The organism is Nocardia sp. NPDC055029, assembly GCF_053608525.1.
In genome coordinates, this window is sequence record NZ_JBSGVQ010000010.1 from 21014 (window position 1) to 42839 (window position 21826).

Consider the following 21826-nt stretch of genomic DNA (forward strand, 5'->3'; position numbering starts at 1 on the left):
CTTATCCTTCTCGTACCTCACCGACCGGGCGGCAGCGCCCGCACACCGCGCACCGGCTTCGACCCCAGCGCCCGGCCGACAGCGTCGGCCTCGGCCACCGATCCGACATCGCGCAGGTCGGCCAGTCCGGTGTCGACGTCGACCCGGTCCTCCCCCAGCCCGATCGTCAGCGCGATCAGCTCACACACCGCGCCGGGATCGTCGAGCTTCAGGAAGTTCTGCCCGAGCAGACCTCGCCAGTGCTCGGCGATCTCCGGATCCTGGTAGTAGGACGACTGATTCGGCAGGATGTAGTAGATGTGCCAGCGCTGCGCGAGCTCACGGTAGATCGACTCGACCGACACATCGCGCCGCACGTGATCCCCGATGACCGACCGGATGTGCCGGGCGGCCAGCCGCGGCTTGTTGAGCTCGTCGCCGATCACGAACAGATACCCCCGCTTCCCGCGCTTCTCCCACGCATCGGTCGCGACATGCTCCGCCATGAAATAGGCGGCCAGTTCATAGCTTTCGGACTTCTGCCCGCCACCACCGCCTTCGAGCAGGATCGACCGCAGCTGCTCGTCCATCCGGTTGTCGGACTCGAACTGCCCCACCTGCAACGGCACCCGATCGGTATCGGCATCCCCGATCGCCCCGAACAGGACCTGCGGATCCTGCGCATACCCCTTGCTCTTCAACAGCCCGTGCAACTTCCCGAGCTTGTCCTGCATGATCCGCGGCACCCGCCCCATCGACCCGGTCACATCGAACAGCACCGCCACCGGCAACGAGTTCCCATGCTCCGCCGAATCCCGGCACTCCCGCACTCCCACCCCGAACGGATCAAGCGACGGATGCGCACACCACGTCTCATACGGCTGCTCCCGCATCTCGGCCGTATACCCGAAGTCATCCACCCCAGCCCGCGCGCGGAACGTCTTCCCCGCCCGATAAGCACTGTCATCCCAATGCCCATATCCCATCAGAACCACTCCCTCTCGTTCTCGTAGTTTTAGTCTATTCAACCAAAACAACGATCGTCAAGAGCCCCAGAGAATCCGGCCGATCGGACGCCGGACTGATCTCGCGAGGCGTAGCGACTATTGCCGATCCGGGAGGGGCGTCAGGTAGTTGCCGACCAGGGCTACGCCGGGGCCGGGGCGGCCGCCGGGGCCGGGGTGCCAGGTGACGTTGTCGACGGTGATGGGGTCGCCGCAGTGGCGGCAGACGACTACGCCTTCGGTGAGGTGGTCGCAGGTGCGGTGGAGGACGGACAGGGGTGGGCCGTCGGGGGTGGACAGCCAGCGGTCGCCCCAGGCCAGGATCATTGTCAGGATCGGGTAGAGGTCGCGGCCACGGTCGGTGAGGATGTACTCGGTGCGGACCGGGTTGTCCTGGTACACACGGGTTTCCACGATCTCGTGCTCGCGGAGGGTACCGAGCCGGTCGGTCAGGACATTGGAGGCGATGCCGAGGTCGCGGCGCAGGTCCTCGAAGCGGGTGATGCCGAGGAACAGGTCGCGCAGGATCAGCGGGGTCCAGCGCTCCCCCACGATGCCTACCGTGCGGGCGATCGAGCACGTGATATCGGCGATTTCCAGTTTGGGCATGTCACCCATCCTAGTCCATTGCTTTTTGCAAGCCAGCTGGATACGGTCGGTTCATTCGGAAGATCCGTCCGAAAGGAAGGGACGCGAACATGACCGACGCACTCGCAGACGAGCAGGACACCGATACCGTCGCCCGATTCCGGCGCGCCACCGTCGGCAACGACATCCCCGCACTGCTCGACACCTTGACCGAGGACGCCGAACTCGTCTCGCCGGTCTCGGGACGGCTCGTGTTCCGCGGCCAGGCCGACCTCGCCCCGCTGTTGACCCTCGTCTACCGCGCGATCAGCGACCTGCGGTGGACCGACACCGTCGGATCGGGCGACACCCGAATCCTGTTGGGCGAGGCCAGACTCGGCCCGTTCCGGATGACCGAGGCGATGGTGCTCGACCTCGCCCCCGACGGCCGGATCCGGCGCCTGCGCCCGCACCTGCGGCCGTGGCTCGCGATCACCGCGGTCGCACTGTGGCTGGGCCCCACCATGCTCCGGTACCCGGCGATCGTGCGCCGGGCCGCCGGATTCCAGGGACACCGCCCTACTCGACCAGCCCGTCGGGGGTGAGCTCGAGGGTGCGCGTCACCCCGATGTCGTCGAGGAACCGCGCGTCGTGGCTCACCACGATCAGCGCGCCCTCGAAGCCGGCCAGCGCCTGAGTCAGGTGCGCCAGACTGGGCAGGTCGAGATTGTTGGTCGGCTCGTCGAGCATCAGCAGTTTCGGCGCGGGTTCGGCCAGCAACAGCGTCGCCAGCGCGGCCCGCAATCGCTCCCCGCCGGACAGCGCCGAGGCCGCGATATCGGCATCGCCGCCGCGAAACAGGAAGCGCGCCAACTGACCCCGGATCTGCTCGGCGGTGGCATGCGGAGCGGCCGCTGCCACGTTCTCGAACACGCTGCGCTGCTCATCGAACACGTCGAGCCGCTGCGGCAGCAGCCGCCACGCCACCTTCGGCCGCTCCGCCACGATCCGGCGCAGCAATGTCGTCTTACCCGCACCGTTGCGGCCGGTGAGCGCGATCCGCTCCGGGCCACTCACCCGCAGATCCACCACCGGGCCGTTGGCCAGCCGCGCCTGCTCGAGCGTGACGACGTCCTGCCCCGGATACAGCCGGGTGCCGGGCAGCTCGATCCTGATCTCACGATCCGCGCGCACCGATTCCGCGGCGTGGTCGAGGGTTTCGCGCGCGGTGTCGAGCTTCTCGATGTGGGAGGTGCGCAGTTTGCCCGCCGACACCTCGGCGGCGTTGCGGCGCAGCCCCGCCACGATCTTCGGCACGCGCTTGTTGTCCTGCATCTTCTGCGCGAACCGCTGCCTGCGATCCAGTTTCGTCCGCGCGTCGACCAGCTCGCGCGCCTGCTTGCGCACATCGCTGCGCGCATCACGCACCGCTGCCAGCGCCGCCTCCTGCTCCTGGTCGATGATCCGTTCGTAGTCGCCGAAATTGCCGCCGAACGAACGGATCTCGCCTGCCCGCAGCTCGGCGATGCCGTCCATCCGGTCCAAGAGCTCCCGGTCGTGGCTGACCACGACGACGGTGCCGGCGAACTGCCGGATCACCTCGTAGAGCCGGGCGCGTGCGACCGCGTCCAGATTGTTGGTCGGCTCGTCGAGCAGCAGCACATCGGGTTCGCGCAGGAGTTCCGCGACGAGCCCCAGCAGCACGGTTTCGCCACCGGAGAGGGTGTCGAGGGTGCGGTCCAGGTCGGCGACTGAACCGGCGACGTAGTCGAGCCCGAGCTTGCCGAGCAGGGCGATCGCCTCGTCCTCGATCTGCCACTGCACGCCGACGGTGTCGAAGTCCTCGGGCTCGCCGATGCCGCCTTCGATGCGGTGCAGCGCGGCCCGCACCTCGGCGATGCCGAGCACCGTCTCGACCCGCTGACCGGTCTGCATGCCCAAGTCCTGGCGCAGATAGCCGATCCGTCCCGGCGCCGTGATCGATCCGCGCAGCGGGCGCAACCCGCCGGTGACCAGCCGCATCAGGGTGGATTTGCCAGCACCGTTGCTGCCGACGAGGCCGATCTGGCCCGGACCGACGACGGCGTCGAGGCCGTCGAACACGACGGTGCCGTCCGGCCAGTGGAAGGTGAGATCGGAAAAGGAAAGAGAGGTCATGCGGATCCCCTTGAGGTGCGACGGAAACACGGTGCGCAGAATGCGGACCGTCCGGGAGCGCTACCTCAAGAAATCAACGCGTGACTCCGATCGCCGGGAACAAGACCATTCATTGATAACACCCGGGCGCACCGTCGCGCCACCCCTATTTCGCCCACCGTGAGCCCGCTCACCCGAAGGACGGGAGTGCGGTGCGGCTCACTTATCGTGGAGGACGATCGCGAACAAGGGGGAGGACATGAGCGCTGACGTCGTCATCGTCGGCGCGGGCTACGCCGGGATCAGCGCCGCGAAACGACTGGCCGCTGCCGACGGTGTCCGTGTCACGATGGTGAACCCGAGCCCCTACTTCGTGGAGCGCATCCGGCTGCACCAATACCTGGCGGGCAATCATCCGGCGCGACGGCCACTGCGTGCCGTCCTGCCTGCCTGCGTGCACCTGAGGATCGACACGGTGACGGCGATCGACGAGCGAAATCACCTGGTACACACGGGTTCCGGGCACGAACTGTCCTACGGCCACCTCGTCTACACCCCGGGCAGCCATTCCGACGCCCACGATATCCGCGGCGCCGCCGGACACGCGGTCTCCCTCGGCACCTGGAGCGAAGCCGAGCGCGCCCGGCACCGTTTGCGCGCGCTGCCACCGGGGGCGGTGGTCACCGTGGTCGGCGGCGGCCTCACCGGGATCGAAGCCGCGGCCGAGCTGGCCGAGAGCGGTTCGGCGCGGGTACATCTGGTGACCGGCGAGCTGGGCCACACCCTGTCCGCCGCGGCGCGGGCACTGCTGCGCATCGCACTGGCGGAACTGGGCGTCACCGTCGTCGAACAGGTCGCCGTCGCCGAGATCGGTGACCGCAAGATCGCCCTGACCGACGGCACGGTGCTTGCCACCGATCTCGCCGTCACCACCACCGCCTTCGCCCCGTCGGACCTGGCGCGCGGCAGCGGCATGGAGGTCGACAGTTCCGGCGCGCTGCTCGTCGACGAAACCTTGCTCAGCACAACGTCTCCGGCGATCGTCGGCGCGGGCGACGGTGTCGCCCTCGGGGCCGACCCGCTGCGCATGAGCTGTCAGGCCGCCATCCCGTCCGGCATCCACGCCGCCGAGACGGTCCTGCGTTTGCGCGCCGGACACGCACCGAAACCGTTGCGCCGCAGATACATCGGCCAGGCGGTGAGCCTGGGGCGCAAGAACGCACTCGTCCAGTTCACCGACTTCACCGACCGGCCGCTGCCCCAGCTGGTCCTCACCCACGGCGGTGCCGCCCTGCTGAAGGAACAGATCTGCCGGGCGACCGTGCGCGGCGGGCAGCTCGGACCGGTTCGCTACCGGTGGTCGTGAACACCGGTGTTGTCGGCGTGGAACGCTAACGTGGGCACCAGGCTGTTCCCATCGTCGATGGCCGTACGAGTGAAACCGGAGGACTGTGATGTCGGAGCCGAAGCGAGTACGCGCCGCCGAGCGGGGTGACGTGCGGCCAGCCGCGGCCGCGCTCGGCGCGGCATTCCGGCACGACCCGGTGATGAGCTGGATCCTGCCGGACGAGCGCAGGCGAGCCACCGGACTCCCCCGGTTCTTCGGGGCGGTGGCACGGCACGTCTTCTTCCCGCTCGACGCGTCCGATCTGGCGCTCCACGCGGACGGGACCGTCGCCGGGGTGGCGATGTGGACCCCGCCGAACCGCTGGCAGAGCAACCTCACCACCGACCTGCGCATCATGCCCGGGCTGATCCGCGCGTTCGGGCGCCGTGTTCAGGCCGGAAAAACCGTCGGCGACCTGATCAAACACCACCATCCGAAGGAACCGCACTGGTACCTGGCGATGCTCGGGACCACCCCGGAGGCTCGCGGCGCAGGGTTCGGCAGCGCCCTGCTGCGCTCGCGGCTCGCCCGCATCGACGCCGAGGGCGCCGCCGCCTACCTCGAATCCAGCAACCCCGACAACGTCCCGCTGTACGAACGCTTCGGCTTCACCGTCACCGGCGAGCTCCGCATTCCCGACGGCCCGCCGCTGTGGCCGATGTGGCGCGCACCCCGCTGACGGCCTACAGCTTGACGATCGACGTCAGCGGGTAGTCGCCCTGGTGCTCGCGGCCCTTCAGGAACTCCAGTTCCAGCACGACAGCGGCCGCGACCACCTCGGCGCCGACCTCCTTGAACAGCGCGGCCGCGGCGGCGAGGGTGCCGCCGGTGGCCAGCACGTCGTCGAGCAGCAGGATGCGCTTGCCCTCGAGCTCGACCCCGTCGGCCGGGATCTCCAGTGCGGCGGAACCGTATTCGAGCTGGTACTCGCGCGACACCACCGGCGGCGGCAGCTTGCCGCCCTTGCGGATGGCCAGCACGCCGGTGCCCAGCGTCGCGGCGACGCCGGCACCGAGCAGGAAGCCACGCGCGTCGACACCCGCGACGAGATCGGCGTCGGGGGCCACGGCGGCGAAGCAGTCGATGACCGCCCGGAAGCCCTCGGCGTCGGCGAACACCGGGGTCAGGTCGGCGAAACGCACACCCGGCGTGGGAAAGTCGTCGTGCCAGCGGGTCAGCCGCGACACCGCGTCGGCGGCCCTGCTGGTCCGCTCACTGACCTGGTCGTCGGATTCGACCACCGCGTGCTTGCTCATCGACACCTCTCCGTCACGGTCACGCCCCGCGTGACTGCCACCACTACTCATCGCTGCAACACCCAGCGATCCATGTTCCAGCCGGTACCGGCTTGGGTCGGCCCGGCGATCCCGTTCTGCATGCCGTTGCCGAAGGCGATGGTGCGCGGCGTCGCGAACAACGGAATGCTCGGCAGCTGCGCCCACAGCAGGTTCTCGGCCTCGGTCAGCAGGTTCAGCGTGAAGGTCGAGTTGGACTCTCCCGCAAGCTGATCGGTGATCGCATCGTAGCGACCGTTAGCAAAGCCACCGACGTTGAGGCCGCTACCGGTCCGCAACGCCGCGAACGCCGCGACGCCGGTGGTCGATCCGGCGGGCCCGGGAACTGCGGCGGTGCCGCCGAGCACCGCGTCGACCGCACCCTCGGACAGGCGGACAGGAGTGAAATCCGGTGCGCCCGCGTCGACCACGCTGATGCCGGCGCCACGGCAGGAATCGGCGATCATCGCCACCGTCTTGGCCCGGCGCGCGTCCGGCGCCAGGTAACCGATCCGGACGGTCGGCTGCGCGGCGCGCGCCGAGGCCAGGGTCGCGGTGGCCGCCGGGATGTCGGCGCCCTTGTACCGGTCGGCGGCACCGATCACCGCGGGGTAGTACAGCGAATCCTGCTGCACCACATGGGCGTTCAACGGCCCGGCACCGAGCCCGCTCGGCGGGACCTCCCCCGCCTTGCCCAGCGTGTCGAACAGCGCCTGCCGTGGCACACACTGAGCAAACGCGCGGCGCACCTCCGGCGCACCGAAGACGCCGTCGGTGGCGAGCACGAGCTGTTCGGCGCTGCGGCTCGCGACCGTCTGCTCCGCGAAACCGTCGAGCGTCAGGTCCGACACCGACCCGGCGCCCAGGTCGACGACGCCTAGGGCGTTCTCCTTCGCCTTGGCGGCGTAGTCGGTGCCCTTGGGCCACACCACGATCCGGCTGGTCTCGGGCGCGCTCCCCCACCACTTCTCGTTGGCGACGAGCACCAAACCGTCCTTCGCGCTGAAGGATTCGATCCGGTACGGCCCCGAGGACGGGAACTTGGTGAGGTCGAGCCCACCCGGCTTCATCGCCCAGCCGGAGTTCCAGAAATCGGCGATCCGGCCGAGCACGGCGCCGTCGCCGGTCTGCAGCGCGTTCACCACGTTCGGCGCACCCACCGCCTGCGCCACCACGTGCGCTGGCATGAGCTCGGCCGCGGTGAACAGGGTCCGCCAGGGCAGGTAGTGCCTGCCGGGCCGGAACACCACGGTGGCGTCCTTCGAACCCGGCTGGCAGTCGACCCGCTCGATGTCGGCGTACCCCGCGGTGCTCGCCGCGTCGAACAGCGGGACCGGGCCGCGGTCGCCCGGGCGGGTGAACCGGCCCGAGCGGGCCGACCAGGCCAGCACCAGATCGTCGCAGGAGGTCTGCACCCCGTCGGAGTACACCCCGTCCGGGTTGAGCCGGTACTGCACGGTCTGCGTCTCGCCCGGTACCTCCTTCGCGGTGCCCGCGTCGGTGTCGGCGACCTGCTGGCCGTCGGGTCCGGTGTAGAAGAACCCGGTCAGCACCCGTCCGAACACCGCGGCGGCGCCGCTGCTCGCCCCGAGCGTGCTGCCGCCGTTGTAGCTGGCGACCGCCGCGTCGACGGCGTACCCGATGGAGGGCACCTGGTTCTTGCTCGAGCATCCGGCCACCAGGCCGGTGGAGACGGCCGCCGTGGCCAGCACGGTGATCAGTCGAATCGTGCCGCGTCGCATGATGAGACCCCCTGCTGTCGCCGTCAGTTCCTTCGCTTGTGCCGCTTCCCGCTCGGTCGCGCACCGGGCCGCGGCGCCGACGCGTCGGCCGGTCGCGGGCCACGGGTGGCGCCCGCGGCCACCGGAACCCGGGGGCTCACGCCGCCACCGGCCCGCTTGGCGAGCACCTTCTTGGTGTGCGCGGCCACCGGACCCCAGCGTTCCTTGATCGACACCAGCACCGGGACGGCGAGGAAGATCGAGGAGTAGGCGCCGACGATCATGCCGACCAGCTGCACCAGCGCGAGGTCCTTCAGCGTGCCGACGCCGAGCAGCCACACCGCGATCACCAGCATGCCGATGATCGGCAGGATGCCGATGACGGTGGTGCTGATCGAGCGCATCAGGGTCTGGTTGGCGGCGAGGTTGGCCTGTTCGGCATAGGTGCGCTTGTTCAGGTGCAGTACTCCGCGGGTGTTCTCCTCGACCTTGTCGAAGACGACGACATTGTCGTAGAGCACGTAACCCAGAATCGTGAGCAGACCGATCACCGCGGCCGGGGTCACCTCGAACCCGACCAGCGAATAGATGCCCGCCGTGACGACAAGGTTGAAGAACAGCGACACGATCGCCGCGATCGACATGTCCCGCTCGAAGCGGATCGCGATGTAGATCATCGTGAGCGCGACGAACACCGCCAGCGCGATCAAGGCCTTCTGGGTGATCTGCCCGCCCCAGGTCTCGCTGATCTCGGCGATGCTGATGGCGTTGCGGCTGACCTCACCGTTGGAGTCCTTCGGCTGGAACGCCTCGAACAGCGCGGTCTGGATCTGCTCGGTCTGGGTCGCGTCGAGGGTTTCCGAGCGCACCTGGATGGTGGCTGCCTCGCCGGAGCCGACCTTCTGCACCGTCACCGGTCCGTGGCCGAGCGTCTGGGCGTAGACGTCTTCCACCTGCTGGGTGCTGACGTTGTCGGCCGCGGGGATCTGGATGCGCGAGCCGCCCTCGAAGTCGATGCCGAGGGTGAAGCCGCGCACCGCGATGCTGAGCAGCGAGATCAGCAGCAGCGCCGCGGACAGCGCGTAGAAGAACTTGCGCCGGTTGACGATCCGGAATCCGCCGGTGCCGGTGTAGAGACGTTCGAAGAACCCGTGCTTGGGACCCTGCGACGGCTCGGCCTTGTCCAGGTACACCGTTTCCTCGGTGGGATGGGTGTTGCTCATCGTGACATCTCCTTCGGCCGAGCCTGGCCTGCACCGCGTTCCCTGGCGATCTGCTGCACCGAGCCGAGACCGTTCACCGACGGCTTCGCCCAGAACGGCGAGCGCGCGGCGAGCATCATCAGCGGTGCGGTGACCAGGTAGAGCACGATCACGTCGAGGACGGTGGTGATACCGAGGGTGAAGGCGAAGCCCTTCACCTGACCGGCGGCGAGCAGGTACAGCACGACCGAGGCGATCAGGCTGACGGTCTTTCCGGACAGGTTGGTGCGCTGCGCCCTGGCCCAGCCGCGCGGCACCGCCGAGCGGAAGCTGCGGCCCTCGCGCATCTCGTCCTTGATGCGTTCGAAGAACACGACGAACGAGTCGGCGGTGAGGCCGATACCGATGATCAGACCGGCAATACCGGCCAGATCGAGGGTGAAGCCGATCCAGCGCCCGAGCAGCACGATGATGCCGTAGACGGCGGCACCGGCGGCGAGCAGCGAGAACCCGGCCAGCAGGCCGAGCATGCGGTACACCAGCAGGCAGTACAGCAGCACCGCGATCAGGCCGACCGCGCCGGCCAGCAGACCCGCCTTCAGCGAGGACAGGCCGAGGGTGGCCGAGACCGTCTCGGCTTCCGAGGTCTGGAACGACAGCGGCAGCGAGCCGTACTTCAGGGTGTTGGCCAGCTCGGCCGCGCTGTCGGCGGTGAAGCTGCCCGAGATCGAGGTGCGCCCACCCAGCTGCGGACCCTGCTGCACCTGCGGGGCGCTGACCACCTTCGAGTCGAGCACGAAGGCGACCCGCTTGTAGACGTATTCACCGGTCAGATCGGACCAGGCGTCGGCACCGGCGGACTTGAACTCCAGGTTCACCTCGTGCCGGGCCTGCTGAGCGTTCAGGCCCGAGGTCGCGTCGGCGATCTCCTGGCCGTCGATGCGGCTCGGGCCGAGCAGGAACACCTCGGTGCCGTCCTGCGAGCAGGTGACCAGCGGCAGCGCCGGGTCGTCGTTGCCTGCCAGCGGGTCGGGCTTGGTGCAGTCCATGGCCGCTACGGCGACCTGCTGCACGGCCTGATCGGTGCTCTGCCGCAGCGCCTTGGCGTCGGCGATCTCCTTGGCCTGCTGCTGCTGGACGCTGCCACCCCCGGGGGCCGGGGTCGGCGTCGGCGGCGCCTGCGCCGGGAACACCCGCGACTGCGGTGCCGGGGTGGTCGGCTCGCCTGCGGCGGGGGCGGTGGTCTCAGCGGGCGCCGGACTGTCGGTCGCCGGGGTCTGCGGCGCGCCGGGCTGGGTCGGTGGCACCTGGGCGCCACCGGCCTGCGGCTGGGTGGCCGCCAGCACGGGACGGATGTAGAGCTTGGCGGTGGTGGCCAGCGCGCGGGCCTGCTGGCTTTCCTCGCCGGGCACCGTGATGACGATGTTGTCGCCGTCGATGACCACTTCGGAGCCGGAGACGCCGAGACCGTTGACCCGGTTCTCGATGATCTCCTGGGCCTTCTTCAGGCTGTCCTGGCTCGGCCTGCTGCCGTCGGGGGTGCGCGCGGTCAGGGTGACGCGAGTGCCGCCCTGCAGGTCGATACCGAGCTTGGGCGTGGGGGAATGATCACCGGTGAAGAACACCAGCGCGTAGATCACGGCCAGCAGCGCGGCGTAGACGCCGAGCAGCCGGAACGGATGCGCCGATCCCTGGGAAGGTGGCACAGCAGGTCATCTCCTAGGCGGAAGTCGAGGTCGGAACGGTGGGCACGGCAGTGCCCGCGCCGGGTGCGCGACGCGGAGCGCGCGCACCGGCGATGACGGGAGTGATCAGTCCTTGGTCAGCCGGGTCTCGGTCTGATCCGCGGACTCCTCGACGGGGGCGTCGGTCGCGGCGGTGGTCTCCTCGGCCGCCTGCTCCTCGGCACGCACCTCACGGATCGCCTGACGCAGCCAGGTGGTCACGACCTCCTCGGCGATCTCCAGGTCGACGGTGGTGTCGTCGAGGTCTACGACGGTGCCGTACAGGCCCGACGTGGTGATGACCTGGTCACCGACCTTCAGACCCTCCTGCATGCTCGAGACCTTCTCGGCCTCCCGCTTCTGTTTGCGGATACCGAAGAACATCGGCACGAGCAGGGCGAGGATCAGCAGCGGAAACAGGAAGTCCATCGTCGAAGTCAGTCCCTAGTCAGTGGTGGACGTGCAAGTACGCCTGACAGTCTGCCAGTTCCCGGCGGCGGCGACACACCGGACACCGACGCGCGGGCGAAAACGGCCCCGGTCCGCGGTGACGCGAACCGGGGCCGGGCAGTGCGCAGCGGCCGCTCAGGCGCGGCCGTAGGTGTAGTCGTCGAGGGGGAAGGTGACCGCCTCACGGTGTGCGTTGGCGGTGCTGGTCGGGCGCAGCAGCGCCGCCTCACCGTGCTGGTTGAAGTAGTAGCTGCGCGCGGTGGCGCAGTCGCCGCCGTAGAAGACCGAGCTGCCCAGCTTGCCGGTGACCCGGTCCAGGAACTCGGCGTTGGCCCGCTCGGTGACCTCGAAGGTCCGCTCCCCGCGCCGGAACAGCTCGGTGAACAGCCTGCCCATGTGCTTCATCTGGGCCTCGATGGTGGTGAAGTAGGACAGCCCGCTGTAAGAGTACGGGCTGTTGAGGCTCAGGAAGTTGGGGAACTTGGGCACGGTGATGCCCTCGTAGGCCTGGAAACGGTTGTCGCGCCAGAACTTTCCGAGATTCACCCCGTCGCGCCCGACGATCTCGATGGCCGGGAAGTTCACGTCCCACAGGTTGAAGCCGGTGGCCAGCAGCAGGGTGTCGATCTCGGTCTTGTGCCCGTCGGCGGTGACGATGCCGTCGGGTTCGACGTGGTCGATCGAGTTCGTCTCCAGCCGCACGTGCGGTGCGTTGAACGTCCTGAAGTACTGGTTGGAGAAGGTCGGGCGCTTGCAGCCGAAGTCGTAGTGCGGGGTGAGCTTGGCCCTGGTCTCCTTGTCGCGCACCTGCGCGAACAGATGCGCCTTGGCCAGCGCGGCGGCCGCCTTGTTCAGCGGTTTGGCCTGCGCGTAGTGCAGCACGCCGACGACCATCAGCGCCTCGAGCATGCCCGTGTTGACCAGCCGGGCCGCCTTCTGGGTGAGCGGCACCTTGGCGAACATCTCCTGCACGACGCCGGGGATCGGGGCGTCGACCTTGGGCACCACCCAGATCGGCGTGCGCTGGAAGACGGTCAGCGCGTCGACCTGCTTGGCCACCTCGGGCACGAGCTGGACCGCGGTGGCACCGGTGCCGATGATGGCGGCCTTGCGACCGGTCAGGTCGTAGTCGGCGTCCCAGTCGGTGGTGTGGATGATCTTGCCCGCGAAGGACTCGATGCCGGGGAACGGCGGGGTGTAGGGCTGGGACAGGAAGCCCGTCGCCGCGAGAAGGTAGCGCGCCGTGAGGGTCTCCCCGCCGGCGATCGAGACCACCCACTGCTGGTTGTCCTCGTCCCAGCGGGCGCCGTCGACGACGGTGCCGAACCGCATCCGCCTGCGCAGGTCGTACTTGTCGGCGACGTGCTCGGCGTACTTCTTGAGCTCGGCGCCGGGGGCGAACAGCCGGGTCCAGTGCGGATTCGGCTCGAAGGAATAGGAGTAGGTGACCGAGGCGATGTCGACCGCCAGGCCGGGATACCGGTTCACATGCCAGGTACCGCCGAGGTCGTCCTCGCGCTCCAGGATCACGAAATCACGCAGTCCGAGCCGGTCGAGCTCGATGCCGGCGCCCATGCCGCCGAATCCTGCCCCGACCACGACCGCGTCCAACTGAGGTGCCACGCCGAACCTCCACATACATCAGGTGTCTGTTACAGAATGACACATCATTCCGTCGGCGGCGATGGGGGTGGTGGTGGCGGGCCTCGCGCACGGCATCCGAACGCCGGATCCGGCGCTGACGGCGGTGTACAGTCACGCGGTACGGCGGCTGTTCATCGACGGCGTCCGAGTTGCCGCGCGATGACGAAAACCCGTGGGATAGAAGGGCGATCCTGACACAATGACGGCTGTGACGCCCGACGACGTGAGCCGCACCCACTTCGCCATGCCGACCCTGGGCCATCGCGGTTACCACGCGGAAGAGGTCGACGCGTTCCTGGAACTGGTCTCGGCCACCCTCGACGGACAGGGCGTCCTCACCGCCGACGACATCCGTCACGTGCACTTCGGCGCACCGCGTTTCGGCGGCCGCGGCTATCAGGCCGATCAGGTCGACGACTTCCTCGACCGGGTCAGGACCGAACTCGAATACCGCCAGAAGGGCGGCGCCCCGGTGCCCGCGGCCCGGCTCGGCGACGATGTCGCCGACATGCTCACCCCCGACGACGTGCACCGCATGCGGTTCAGCCAGTCGGCGGTCGGCAGGCGCGGCTACCACGAGGAAGAGGTCGACGCGTTCCTCGATCTGGTCGCGGCGACGCTGGCCCACAACGGTCCGGGCAGCCTGACCTCGGAAGACGTGCGCGGCGTCCGGTTCACCGACACCAGGCTCGGCACCCGCGGCTACTCCCGCGAGGAAGTGGACGCGTTCATCGACCTGGTGATCACCGCCCTCGAGCACGCCGAGGGCAGGCACTAGGCAGCTCAGCCCTGGATGCTGTGCAGTTCGGCTTCGCGCAGGTCGTCGGGGAAGACGTAGCGGCGGAACGCCCAGAATCGGAACGCCATCGCCAGCAGCACGCCCAGGATCTGCCCGGACACGAAGTTCGCGACCGCCTGCACCACCGGATCCACGTGCGGCACACGCAGATTCAGCACGTACAGCGAGATCGCCTGCGGAATCATGGTGACGCCGATGCCAAGGGCGCTGATCGTGAAGAACAGCGCGGCCTCGTGACTGCGCTGCCTGCCGCCGCGGGTGCGGAAGGACCATTCGCGATTGAGGATGTAGGAGGCGATGGTCGCGATCAGCGCACCGAGCAACCGCGCGGTCAGCGGCTTGTCGCCGAGCACGGTCAGCTTCACCGCGTACACGACACCGGTGTCGATGAACCACGTGATCCCGCCGACCACCGCGAACTTGAGGAGCTCCCGATGCTTCAGGAGCAGGGAACGCAACGGCTCGGGGAGGCGCTGCACCACCGCATGGACTGCCACAGGGCCGACAGTAGACGACGATCCGGCACCGTGCCCGCCCGGTATCGACGGGCTCAGTCGAGCAGATCCATGCTCGGGTGTGGTTCGCGGCCACGCACTTCGATGGCGCCGATGACCAGATCCGGCGGCGGCACCAGCCCGAGATGCTCCCACGCGGCGGCGGTGGCGACCCGGCCGCGGGGCGTGCGGGCGACCAGTCCGGCGCGCACCAGGAACGGTTCGCACACCTCTTCCACGGTGGCCGCTTCCTCGCCGACGGCGACCGCGAGCGTGGACACACCCACCGGTCCTCCGCCGAAACCGCGCACCAGCGCGCCGAGGACGGCACGGTCGAGCCGGTCGAGGCCGAGCGCGTCGACGTCGTAGACCTCGAGTGCGGCCATCGCGATCGGATGGGTGATCACGCCGTCGGCCCTGACCTCGGCGAAGTCGCGCACGCGGCGCAGCAGGCGGTTGGCGATGCGGGGCGTGCCGCGTGAGCGTCCGGCCACCTCGGCGGCGGCGTCGTGGTCGATCTGCACGCCCAGGATGCGGGCCGAGCGCTGCAGGATCCGCAGCAGTTCGCCGGGTTCGTAGAAGTCCATGTGGCCGGTGAAGCCGAAGCGGTCGCGCAGCGGGCCGGTGAGCGCGCCCGACCGGGTGGTCGCGCCGACCAGGGTGAAGGGGGCGATGTCGAGCGGGATCGAGGTGGCGCCCGGGCCCTTGCCGACCACCACGTCGACGCGGAAGTCCTCCATCGCCAGGTACAGCATTTCCTCGGCGGGGCGGGCCATCCGGTGGATCTCGTCGATGAACAGCACATCGCCTTCGACCAGGTTCGACAGCATCGCGGCGAGGTCGCCCGCGCGTTCCAGGGCGGGGCCCGAGGTGATGCGCAGGGCGGTGCCGAGTTCGGCGGCGATGATCATCGCCATGCTGGTCTTGCCGAGGCCGGGCGGGCCCGACAGCAGGACGTGATCGGGGGTGGCGCCGCGCTGTTTGGCGCCGCGCAACACCAGGGCGAGCTGTTCGCGGACCCGGGGCTGGCCGATGAAATCGTCGAGCGAGGTGGGGCGCAGGCCGGTCTCGGCTTCGCCGTCGGAGTGCAGATACCGCGCGGTGAGCGCGGATTCGTCGGTCTCGAAGTCGTCGGTCTCGAAGTCGTCCATGACCTACCTGTTCTTGCCGAGCAGGCCGAGAGCGGCGCGCAGCGCAACGGAGGTGGTGGCGGCGGGCTGGTCGGCCAGCACGGTGTCGACGGCCTGTTCGGCCTGTTTGGCGGGGAAACCGAGACCGATGAGCGCTTCTGCGACCTGCTCGCGTACCGGCGTGACGGGGACCTGCGCGCCGGGCGGGCCCGCGGGCACCGGCACCAGGTTCACCTTGTCGCGCAGCTCGACGACCATGCGTTCGGCGCCGCGCTTGCCGATGCCGGGGACCCTGGTCAGCGCCGCGACATTGCTCTCGGCCAGCGCTTTTCGCAGCGCCTCGGGCTCGAGCACGGCCAGCACGGCCATCGCCAAACGCGGGCCGACGCCGGAGACGGTCTGCAGCAGGCCGAACAGGTCGCGGGCCTCGGTGTCGGCGAAGCCGAACAGCGTCATCGAGTCCTCGCGCACGATCATCGCCGTGTACAACCGGGCTTCCTCCCCGCGGCTGAGCCCGGCCAGCGTCGCCGGCGTGACATTGAGCCGGTACCCGACCCCCGCGGCTTCGATCACCACATGGTCGAGCGCGATCTCGAGTACCTCGCCGCGTACCGACGCGATCACCCGCGCACCACCTTCCGTTGTTCGGCCAGCCGTTGTTCGTAGCGGCGGCGGACCTCGTCCGCCTGTGCCTGCGCGGCCGCCATCCGGTCCATCAGCGGCGCCCGCCAACAATGACAGATCGCCAGGGCGAGCGCGTCGGCGGCGTCGGCCGGTTTCGGGGCGACCCGCAACCCGAGGATCCGGGTCACCATGGCGGTGACCTGCGCCTTGTCGGCGGTGCCGTTGCCGGTGACGGCGGCCTTCACCTCACTGGGCGTATGGAAAGCGACCTTGATCCCGCGCCGCGCCGCGGCCAGCGCGATCACGCCACCGGCCTGCGCGGTCCCCATCGCGGTTCGCACGTTGTGCTGGGCGAAGACTCGTTCGATGGCGACGGCCTCGGGACGGTGCGTATCCATCCACTCCTCGGCGGCGTCGGCGACCGCCATCAGCCGCAGCGCCAGCTCCGCCTCCGGCGGTGTCCGCACCACCCCGACATCGAGCGCGACGACCTTACGCCCCGGCCCACTGTCCACCATGCTGAGCCCGCACCGGGTGAGCCCGGGATCGACGCCCATCACCCGCACCGGCAGCCCCTTCGAAGAAACGAACAGTTGTTCGAAAGTCTAGAGCATTCCGCCGCTGCCACCGACCAGCGACACGAGCCCCGGGCGCCCGCCACGACAGCCGCCGGTCGGGGTGTCCTCGTCGAGAACCTTGCCGCCACGCGGGATTCCGCAGCTCAGGCTAGGTCAGTGCCGTGCGGAACACCGTGAGCGCCCGGTCGTCGAACAGGACGAACCGCACCTGCTCCACCGCGGTCTCGGCGGATCGCACGGTGTCGACGGCGATGCGGGCGCCGTCGTCCATCGGCCAGCCGAAGATGCCGGTGGAGATCGCGGGGAAGGCCACCGTGCGGGCACCCAGTTCGTCTGCCACGCGCAGGGATTCGCGGTAGCAGGAGGCGAGCAGGTCCGAGCGGTCCTCGGTGGCCGACCACACCGGGCCGACGGTGTGGATCACCCAGCGGGCGGGCAGCCGTCCCGCGGTCGTCGCCACCGCCCGACCGGTCGCCAGGCCCTTCCCGTAGCGCGAGGCGCGCAGGTCACGGCACGCGGACAGGATCTCGGGCCCACCCCTGCGGTGGATCGCGCCGTCGACGCCGCCACCGCCGAGCAGCGAGGAGTTGGCGGCATTGACCACCGCGTCGACCTGCTGTTCGGTGATGTCCCCGCGCACCGCCTCGATTCGTGTCACAGGTCCATTGTGCTGGCCGCGCCGAGCACGACACCACCGGATATCGCGGCGTACCGTCGACACCGTCGCCGATCGTCGCTCCACCCGAGTCGAGGAGAACCGCGCATGCCCACACCCACCGGCGAGGTCCTGCCGACATCCGACGGCCGGGATCTGGTGATCACCCGCTCCTTGGGTCTGCCGATCGAGGAGGTCTGGGCACGGCTGACCGATCCGCACCTGACCGTGGCCTGGTACGGCACCTGGGAGGGCGACGCGGGCACCGGCAACACCATCAGCGTGCAGCTGCGGTTCGAGGAGGGCCAGCCGTGGACCGGGATGAACATCGACGACTGCACGCCGCCGATCCACCTCGGCCTCTCCGCCACCGACCAGATCGGGGTGTGGCGGCTGGAGGTGACGCTGCTCGACACCGGAGCGGCCACCGAGGTGCGTCTGGTCCACCACCTCACCTCGGAGTACCAGCTGGCCGAGATCCCGCAGATCGGTCCGGGCTGGGAGTACTACGCGGACATGTTCGTCGCCGCCTGCACACACACCGAGCGACCGGACTTCGCCGACTACTACCCGGCCATGGCGGGCTACTACCAGCAGCGCGTGTCCTAGCCGAAACGCGAACCGCCCCAGCCGATGTCACGGCCGGGGCGGTTGCGAGGTAGTGCCTGAGCTACTCGTCGTCGAGCTCGGCGGCGACCTCGTCGGAGATGTCGACGTTGGTGTAGACGTTCTGCACGTCGTCGCTGTCCTCGAGCGCGTCGACCAGCTTGAGCACCTTGCGGGCGCCCTCGGCGTCGACCGCGACCGACACCGACGCCTGGAAGCCGGACTCGGCGGAGTCGTAGTCGATGCCCGCGGCCTGCAGTGCGCTGCGCACGGCGATCAGATCGCCGGGCTCGCTGATGATCTCGAAGGACTCACCAAGGTCGTTGACCTCTTCGGCGCCGGCGTCGAGGACGTGCTCGAGGATGTCGTCCTCGGACAGGCCGTTCTTGTCGAGGGTCACCACGCCCTTGCGGCCGAACAGGTACGCCACCGAACCCGGGTCGGCCATGTTGCCGCCGTTACGGGTCATGGCCACGCGGACCTCGCCCGCGGCGCGGTTGCGGTTGTCGGTGAGGCACTCGATCAGCACGGCGACACCGTTGGGGCCGTAACCCTCGTACATGATCGTCTGCCAGTCGGCGCCGCCGGCTTCCTCGCCGCCGCCGCGCTTGCGGGCGCGCTCGATGTTGTCGTTGGGGACCGACGACTTCTTCGCCTTCTGGATGGCGTCGTACAGCGTCGGATTGCCCGCAGGGTCACTACCACCAGTGCGGGCCGCCACCTCGATGTTCTTGATCAGCTTGGCGAAGAGTTTGCCGCGCTTGGCGTCGATTCCCGCCTTCTTGTGCTTGGTGGTGGCCCATTTGGAGTGGCCGCTCATGCCCTACTTCCTTCAGGTCGGTTGCGCGTCTGCCCGGGCGGACAAGCTCGATCCAGCCTACTCGGACCGCGCACGACCGTGGACGCGGGCGTTCACCGAGCCTTGCGCACCAGGTCCACGAACAGCTCGTGCACCCGCAGATCGCCGGTGACCTCGGGGTGGAACGAGGTCGCCACGACATTGCCCTGCCGGGCGGCGACGATGCGGCCCTGCGCCGGTCCGTGCGGCACGCGCGCCAGCACCTCGACGCCGTCACCGACCCGCTCGACCCACGGCGCGCGGATGAACACGGCCCGCACCGGTGTGTCGAGGCCGGTGAAGTCGAGGTCGGTCTCGAAGGAGTCGACCTGGCGGCCGAAGGCGTTGCGCCGCACCGTCATATCGATGCCGGACAGGTGCTGGGCGTCGGCCCTGGTGTCGAGCACCTCCGAGGCAAGCAGGATCATGCCCGCGCAGGAACCGAAGGCCGGCATCCCGTCGCGCAGTCGCGCACGCAGCGGTTCGAGCAACTCGAAGGCCACCAGCAGCTTGGAGATGGCGGTCGACTCGCCGCCGGGCAGCACAAGCCCGTCGACGGCGGCGAGCTCGGATTCGCGGCGCACCAGCACCGCCTCGGCGCCACAGTGTTCCAGCGCGGCAACATGTTCGCGCACGTCACCCTGGAGCGCGAGGACGCCGATGGTCGGCCGGGCGGCAGCGGAGAATGCGTTCACAGGCGCTGAGCTTACGAGCCGCGCCGATGTGCGCCCGCTCACGGTCACCGTCGAGGTTGCGTCGACGCCGGACCACCTACTTGTGGCGCGGCGTCCGGATCAGACCCTCCTGGACGACCGCGGCGACCAGGTTGCCCTCGCGATCCCAGATCTTGCCGCCGGTGAGCGCGCGGCCGAAACCGGCCGAGGGCGAGGACTGGTCGTAGAGCAGCCACTCGTCGGCGCGGAACGGGCGAAGGAACCACATGGCGTGATCGAGCGAGGCGTCCTGGGTCGGTTCGCCGGGGTGGGCCACCTTCGACGAGCCGAGCAGCGTCATATCGCTCATGTAGGCGAGGGTGCAGACGTGGAACAGCGGGTCGTCGGGCAGCTTGTGGCGGTACCGGAACCACACCTGCTGCTGGGAGACGTAGCCCTCGCGCTGGGCAACCTGGTCCGACGGGACCGTGCGGATGTCCCAGTGCTCCCATTCCCGCATCGCCCACAGCCGCTCGGGACTCATGGTGACGCTGGCGTCGGGCAGCAGGTCGGGCCCTTCGACCTCGGGCATCACGTCCTGGTGCTCCGGACCCTCGTCGCCGCGATGGAACGACGCCGACATCGTGAAGATCGCCTGCCCGTCCTGCACGCCGGTGACCCGGCGGGTGCAGAAGGACCGGCCGTCACGGATGCGCTCCACCAGGTAGACGGTGGGTTCCTCGGGGTTGCCCGGCCGCAGGAAGTAGCCGTGCAGCGAGTGCACCTGGAAGGAGTGCTCGACGGTCCGCACCGCCGAGACCAGCGCCCGGCCCGCCACCTGACCGCCGAAGGTGCGCGTCAGCTGGGACTCGGTGGCCGCACCACGGAAGATGTCCCGTTCCAGCTGCTCGATCTCGAGCGCCTCTTCGATAGTCGCCATGCGCTCGAGATTATCCGGTCGCCGACCGCCCGGTCTGTCCGGCTCGGCGCCGCGTCGCGGAATTTGCTGTGATAGTGCGGTGCCGTCGTACACGCCCGTCTCCCCCGCTGCCATGGCCGGGATCGTCGCCGACCGGCTGACCGAGTTGTCCGGGCGGCGCGTGCTCGCCGTCGACGGCGCCGATGCCGCGGCGCCGGTCGAGCTGGCCCGGCTGATCACCGACACGCTGAGCGCGCGGGGCCGGTCGGCGGAAGTGGTGTCGCTGCACGACTTCGTGCGGCCAGCGTCGCTGCGGATGGAATACGGGCGCGACGACGAATGGTCCTATCGCACAGCCTGGTTCGACTACGACGCGGTGCGCCGCGAGATCCTGGACGCACTACGGTCGTCCGGCCGCTGGCTGCCCGCCCTCTGGGACGAGGAACGCGATCGATCGGCGCGGGCGGCGGTCCGCACGGCGCAGGCCGACCTGGTGCTGGTCCTGGCCGGACCGATGCTGCTGGGCCGCGGCCTCGACTTCGACCTCACCGTGCGCCTGGAACTGAGCGAGCAGGCGGCGCTGCGCCGCACCCCACCCGATCAGCACTGGACGCTGCCCGCCTTGCGCGATCACGCCGCCGGCCATCGCGAGGCCGCCACGTGGACGCTGCGCTGGGACCATCCCGACCGGGCCGCGCTGCGGGTCGGCACGTAACCGGCCGCCGCACACCCGGATACGCGAAGGGCCCCGGCCGGAACGGATTCCGGCCGGGGCCCCATGCTACGCGATCAGGCGCAGGCGACCGACTGCTGACCGAGGTTGGTCAGCATGCCGCAGGCCCACGACTTCTGCACCTTCCACTTGCCGTCCTCGGCCACGAACGGCACATCCACCACATTGGTCTGACCGTTGAGCGTGAAGTTGGCCTTGGCGTTGACGCTCTCACCGAAGGAGGTCACCTCGGTGACCTGCACCTGGACATTGGCATCCTTGGCCGCCTGCGCCAACCGGTTCGGCAGCTCGGGATCGGCGGCGCCACCCTGCACGAAGTCCAGCTTCTGCTCGTTCGGGATCGAGGGATCCAGCGCGGTGTTGAGCTGCGTGTTGAGCTCCTCGACGGTCGGCACCGCGGGCAGGTTGGCGGCGGCCGAGGTCGAAACCTTGGCGCTGGTGGTGGTTTTCGCGGCGGGCTTGTCACCCTTGTCGTCGCTGCATGCGCTCAGCCCCAGGGCCGCAACAACAGCCAGGCCCGCAATCGCGATACGTCCGGTCCTACCAAACTTCATCCACTCGTCCTTACGTCGGGTCCTCTTCGCCCTGCCGGGCGACGGCACGAACCAGCGCCACACGACGCAGGCCTCGATGCCACGGCACCGGACGCTACCCAGCGATGGTGAGGAAACTCTGAGAGGGGGGTCGCGGTGGTCTGTGAGAGGCGTGG

At 69.3% G+C, this 21826-nt stretch carries 24 protein-coding genes; 6 read left to right on the top strand and 18 right to left on the bottom strand.

Annotation, left to right across the window (positions count from 1 at the left end):
- Window positions 1–17 precede the first annotated feature (17 nt).
- Window positions 18–965 (bottom strand): hypothetical protein, encoded by a 948-nt coding sequence (locus tag ACWF9G_RS11815; RefSeq protein ID WP_452515090.1) that lies wholly within the window; start codon window positions 963–965, stop codon window positions 18–20.
- Window positions 966–1082: 117 nt separating this feature from the next.
- Window positions 1083–1592 carry a winged helix-turn-helix transcriptional regulator gene (locus tag ACWF9G_RS11820; protein WP_452515092.1) on the bottom strand — a complete coding sequence of 170 codons (510 nt, stop codon included), beginning with the start codon at window positions 1590–1592 and terminating at the stop codon, window positions 1083–1085.
- An 89-nt stretch (window positions 1593–1681) separates the two neighbouring features.
- Here ACWF9G_RS11820 and ACWF9G_RS11825 point away from each other — a divergent pair, with 89 nt between their 5' ends.
- The gene (locus tag ACWF9G_RS11825) at window positions 1682–2155 is read left to right on the top strand and encodes a nuclear transport factor 2 family protein (RefSeq protein ID WP_452515094.1); all 474 of its coding nucleotides are present in this window, start codon (window positions 1682–1684) and stop codon (window positions 2153–2155) included.
- On the opposite strand, the gene ACWF9G_RS11830 is transcribed toward ACWF9G_RS11825, so the two are convergent.
- Complete coding sequence (locus ACWF9G_RS11830) at window positions 2130–3707, bottom strand: ABC-F family ATP-binding cassette domain-containing protein (RefSeq protein WP_452515096.1); 1578 nt, start codon at window positions 3705–3707, stop codon at window positions 2130–2132. The two genes, ACWF9G_RS11825 and ACWF9G_RS11830, sit on opposite strands and share 26 nt — an antisense overlap.
- Before the next feature lie 238 nt (window positions 3708–3945).
- On the opposite strand from ACWF9G_RS11830, the gene ACWF9G_RS11835 reads away from it, so the two are divergent.
- Both ACWF9G_RS11835 and ACWF9G_RS11840 read left to right on the top strand, forming a co-directional pair.
- Window positions 3946–5052 carry an NAD(P)/FAD-dependent oxidoreductase gene (locus tag ACWF9G_RS11835; RefSeq protein ID WP_452515098.1) on the top strand — a complete coding sequence of 369 codons (1107 nt, stop codon included), beginning with the start codon at window positions 3946–3948 and terminating at the stop codon, window positions 5050–5052.
- Window positions 5053–5140: 88 nt separating this feature from the next.
- Window positions 5141–5752 carry a GNAT family N-acetyltransferase gene (locus tag ACWF9G_RS11840; protein WP_452515100.1) on the top strand — a complete coding sequence of 204 codons (612 nt, stop codon included), beginning with the start codon at window positions 5141–5143 and terminating at the stop codon, window positions 5750–5752.
- A 4-nt stretch (window positions 5753–5756) separates the two neighbouring features.
- On the opposite strand, the gene ACWF9G_RS11845 is transcribed toward ACWF9G_RS11840, so the two are convergent.
- From ACWF9G_RS11845 to ACWF9G_RS11870, 6 genes are all read right to left on the bottom strand, one after another.
- Window positions 5757–6329: an adenine phosphoribosyltransferase gene (locus ACWF9G_RS11845; protein ID WP_378847008.1), complete on the bottom strand. Its 573-nt coding sequence runs from the start codon at window positions 6327–6329 to the stop codon at window positions 5757–5759.
- A gap of 47 nt (window positions 6330–6376) precedes the next feature.
- Complete coding sequence (locus tag ACWF9G_RS11850; protein WP_452515102.1) at window positions 6377–8089, bottom strand: ABC transporter substrate-binding protein; 1713 nt, start codon at window positions 8087–8089, stop codon at window positions 6377–6379.
- Window positions 8090–8112: 23 nt separating this feature from the next.
- A complete protein-coding gene (secF, locus tag ACWF9G_RS11855; RefSeq protein ID WP_379309933.1) occupies window positions 8113–9291 on the bottom strand; it encodes a protein translocase subunit SecF in 1179 nt (392 codons plus the stop codon).
- Window positions 9288–10976 (bottom strand): protein translocase subunit SecD, encoded by a 1689-nt coding sequence (gene secD / locus ACWF9G_RS11860; protein WP_379309932.1) that lies wholly within the window; start codon window positions 10974–10976, stop codon window positions 9288–9290. The genes secF and secD overlap by 4 nt, the downstream gene beginning before the upstream one ends.
- Window positions 10977–11081: 105 nt before the next feature.
- A complete protein-coding gene (gene yajC / locus ACWF9G_RS11865; protein ID WP_189023805.1) occupies window positions 11082–11423 on the bottom strand; it encodes a preprotein translocase subunit YajC in 342 nt (113 codons plus the stop codon).
- Between the two features lie 156 nt (window positions 11424–11579).
- Window positions 11580–13067 (bottom strand): flavin-containing monooxygenase, encoded by a 1488-nt coding sequence (locus ACWF9G_RS11870; RefSeq protein WP_452515105.1) that lies wholly within the window; start codon window positions 13065–13067, stop codon window positions 11580–11582.
- Window positions 13068–13287: 220 nt separating this feature from the next.
- On the opposite strand from ACWF9G_RS11870, the gene ACWF9G_RS11875 reads away from it, so the two are divergent.
- On the top strand, window positions 13288–13866 hold the full coding sequence (locus tag ACWF9G_RS11875; RefSeq protein WP_379311300.1) for a DivIVA domain-containing protein: 579 nt from the start codon (window positions 13288–13290) through the stop codon (window positions 13864–13866).
- A 5-nt stretch (window positions 13867–13871) separates the two neighbouring features.
- Here the strand turns inward: ACWF9G_RS11875 and ACWF9G_RS11880 are convergent, their stop codons facing one another.
- From ACWF9G_RS11880 to ACWF9G_RS11900, 5 genes are all read right to left on the bottom strand, one after another.
- Window positions 13872–14384, bottom strand: coding sequence for a GtrA family protein (locus ACWF9G_RS11880; protein WP_379311299.1), 513 nt, complete (start codon window positions 14382–14384; stop codon window positions 13872–13874).
- 53 nt (window positions 14385–14437) lie between these two features.
- The gene (gene ruvB / locus ACWF9G_RS11885; RefSeq protein WP_379311298.1) at window positions 14438–15532 is read right to left on the bottom strand and encodes a Holliday junction branch migration DNA helicase RuvB; all 1095 of its coding nucleotides are present in this window, start codon (window positions 15530–15532) and stop codon (window positions 14438–14440) included.
- Between the two features lie 3 nt (window positions 15533–15535).
- Window positions 15536–16135 (bottom strand): Holliday junction branch migration protein RuvA, encoded by a 600-nt coding sequence (ruvA, locus tag ACWF9G_RS11890; protein WP_379032241.1) that lies wholly within the window; start codon window positions 16133–16135, stop codon window positions 15536–15538.
- The gene (ruvC, locus tag ACWF9G_RS11895) at window positions 16132–16701 is read right to left on the bottom strand and encodes a crossover junction endodeoxyribonuclease RuvC (protein ID WP_218721171.1); all 570 of its coding nucleotides are present in this window, start codon (window positions 16699–16701) and stop codon (window positions 16132–16134) included. The genes ruvA and ruvC overlap by 4 nt, the downstream gene beginning before the upstream one ends.
- Before the next feature lie 160 nt (window positions 16702–16861).
- A complete protein-coding gene (locus ACWF9G_RS11900; RefSeq protein WP_452515108.1) occupies window positions 16862–17371 on the bottom strand; it encodes an O-acetyl-ADP-ribose deacetylase in 510 nt (169 codons plus the stop codon).
- Between the two features lie 105 nt (window positions 17372–17476).
- Between ACWF9G_RS11900 and ACWF9G_RS11905 the strand changes: the two genes are divergently transcribed.
- Complete coding sequence (locus ACWF9G_RS11905; RefSeq protein ID WP_452515110.1) at window positions 17477–17977, top strand: SRPBCC domain-containing protein; 501 nt, start codon at window positions 17477–17479, stop codon at window positions 17975–17977.
- 61 nt (window positions 17978–18038) lie between these two features.
- Here ACWF9G_RS11905 and ACWF9G_RS11910 read toward each other — a convergent pair whose 3' ends face one another.
- The 3 genes from ACWF9G_RS11910 to ACWF9G_RS11920 form a co-directional block, all read right to left on the bottom strand.
- Window positions 18039–18794 carry a YebC/PmpR family DNA-binding transcriptional regulator gene (locus ACWF9G_RS11910; RefSeq protein ID WP_357344921.1) on the bottom strand — a complete coding sequence of 252 codons (756 nt, stop codon included), beginning with the start codon at window positions 18792–18794 and terminating at the stop codon, window positions 18039–18041.
- A gap of 92 nt (window positions 18795–18886) precedes the next feature.
- Window positions 18887–19507, bottom strand: coding sequence for a pyridoxal 5'-phosphate synthase glutaminase subunit PdxT (pdxT, locus tag ACWF9G_RS11915; protein WP_379311295.1), 621 nt, complete (start codon window positions 19505–19507; stop codon window positions 18887–18889).
- A gap of 76 nt (window positions 19508–19583) precedes the next feature.
- Window positions 19584–20405 (bottom strand): acyl-CoA thioesterase, encoded by an 822-nt coding sequence (locus ACWF9G_RS11920; protein WP_379308796.1) that lies wholly within the window; start codon window positions 20403–20405, stop codon window positions 19584–19586.
- A 79-nt stretch (window positions 20406–20484) separates the two neighbouring features.
- Here ACWF9G_RS11920 and ACWF9G_RS11925 point away from each other — a divergent pair, with 79 nt between their 5' ends.
- Entirely contained in the window at window positions 20485–21099 is a 615-nt protein-coding gene (locus ACWF9G_RS11925; protein ID WP_452515113.1) for a hypothetical protein, read from the top strand.
- Window positions 21100–21173: 74 nt separating this feature from the next.
- On the opposite strand, the gene ACWF9G_RS11930 is transcribed toward ACWF9G_RS11925, so the two are convergent.
- Window positions 21174–21671: a hypothetical protein gene (locus ACWF9G_RS11930; RefSeq protein WP_379308794.1), complete on the bottom strand. Its 498-nt coding sequence runs from the start codon at window positions 21669–21671 to the stop codon at window positions 21174–21176.
- Window positions 21672–21826 lie beyond the last annotated feature (155 nt).

Bases quoted from the DNA above. Each gene is read 5' to 3' on its own strand.
- ACWF9G_RS11815 (WP_452515090.1), bottom strand. From the start codon at position 965: ATGGGATATGGGCATTGGGATGACAGTGCTTATCGGGCGGGGAAGACG.
- ACWF9G_RS11820 (WP_452515092.1), bottom strand. From the start codon at position 1,592: ATGCCCAAACTGGAAATCGCCGATATCACGTGCTCGATCGCCCGCACG.
- ACWF9G_RS11825 (WP_452515094.1), top strand. From the start codon at position 1,682: ATGACCGACGCACTCGCAGACGAGCAGGACACCGATACCGTCGCCCGA.
- ACWF9G_RS11830 (WP_452515096.1), bottom strand. From the start codon at position 3,707: ATGACCTCTCTTTCCTTTTCCGATCTCACCTTCCACTGGCCGGACGGC.
- ACWF9G_RS11835 (WP_452515098.1), top strand. From the start codon at position 3,946: ATGAGCGCTGACGTCGTCATCGTCGGCGCGGGCTACGCCGGGATCAGC.
- ACWF9G_RS11840 (WP_452515100.1), top strand. From the start codon at position 5,141: ATGTCGGAGCCGAAGCGAGTACGCGCCGCCGAGCGGGGTGACGTGCGG.
- ACWF9G_RS11845 (WP_378847008.1), bottom strand. From the start codon at position 6,329: ATGAGCAAGCACGCGGTGGTCGAATCCGACGACCAGGTCAGTGAGCGG.
- ACWF9G_RS11850 (WP_452515102.1), bottom strand. From the start codon at position 8,089: ATGCGACGCGGCACGATTCGACTGATCACCGTGCTGGCCACGGCGGCC.
- secF (WP_379309933.1), bottom strand. From the start codon at position 9,291: ATGAGCAACACCCATCCCACCGAGGAAACGGTGTACCTGGACAAGGCC.
- yajC (WP_189023805.1), bottom strand. From the start codon at position 11,423: ATGGACTTCCTGTTTCCGCTGCTGATCCTCGCCCTGCTCGTGCCGATG.
- ACWF9G_RS11875 (WP_379311300.1), top strand. From the start codon at position 13,288: ATGACGGCTGTGACGCCCGACGACGTGAGCCGCACCCACTTCGCCATG.
- ruvB (WP_379311298.1), bottom strand. From the start codon at position 15,532: ATGGACGACTTCGAGACCGACGACTTCGAGACCGACGAATCCGCGCTC.
- ACWF9G_RS11905 (WP_452515110.1), top strand. From the start codon at position 17,477: ATGCCCACACCCACCGGCGAGGTCCTGCCGACATCCGACGGCCGGGAT.
- ACWF9G_RS11910 (WP_357344921.1), bottom strand. From the start codon at position 18,794: ATGAGCGGCCACTCCAAATGGGCCACCACCAAGCACAAGAAGGCGGGA.
- ACWF9G_RS11920 (WP_379308796.1), bottom strand. From the start codon at position 20,405: ATGGCGACTATCGAAGAGGCGCTCGAGATCGAGCAGCTGGAACGGGAC.
- ACWF9G_RS11930 (WP_379308794.1), bottom strand. From the start codon at position 21,671: ATGAAGTTTGGTAGGACCGGACGTATCGCGATTGCGGGCCTGGCTGTT.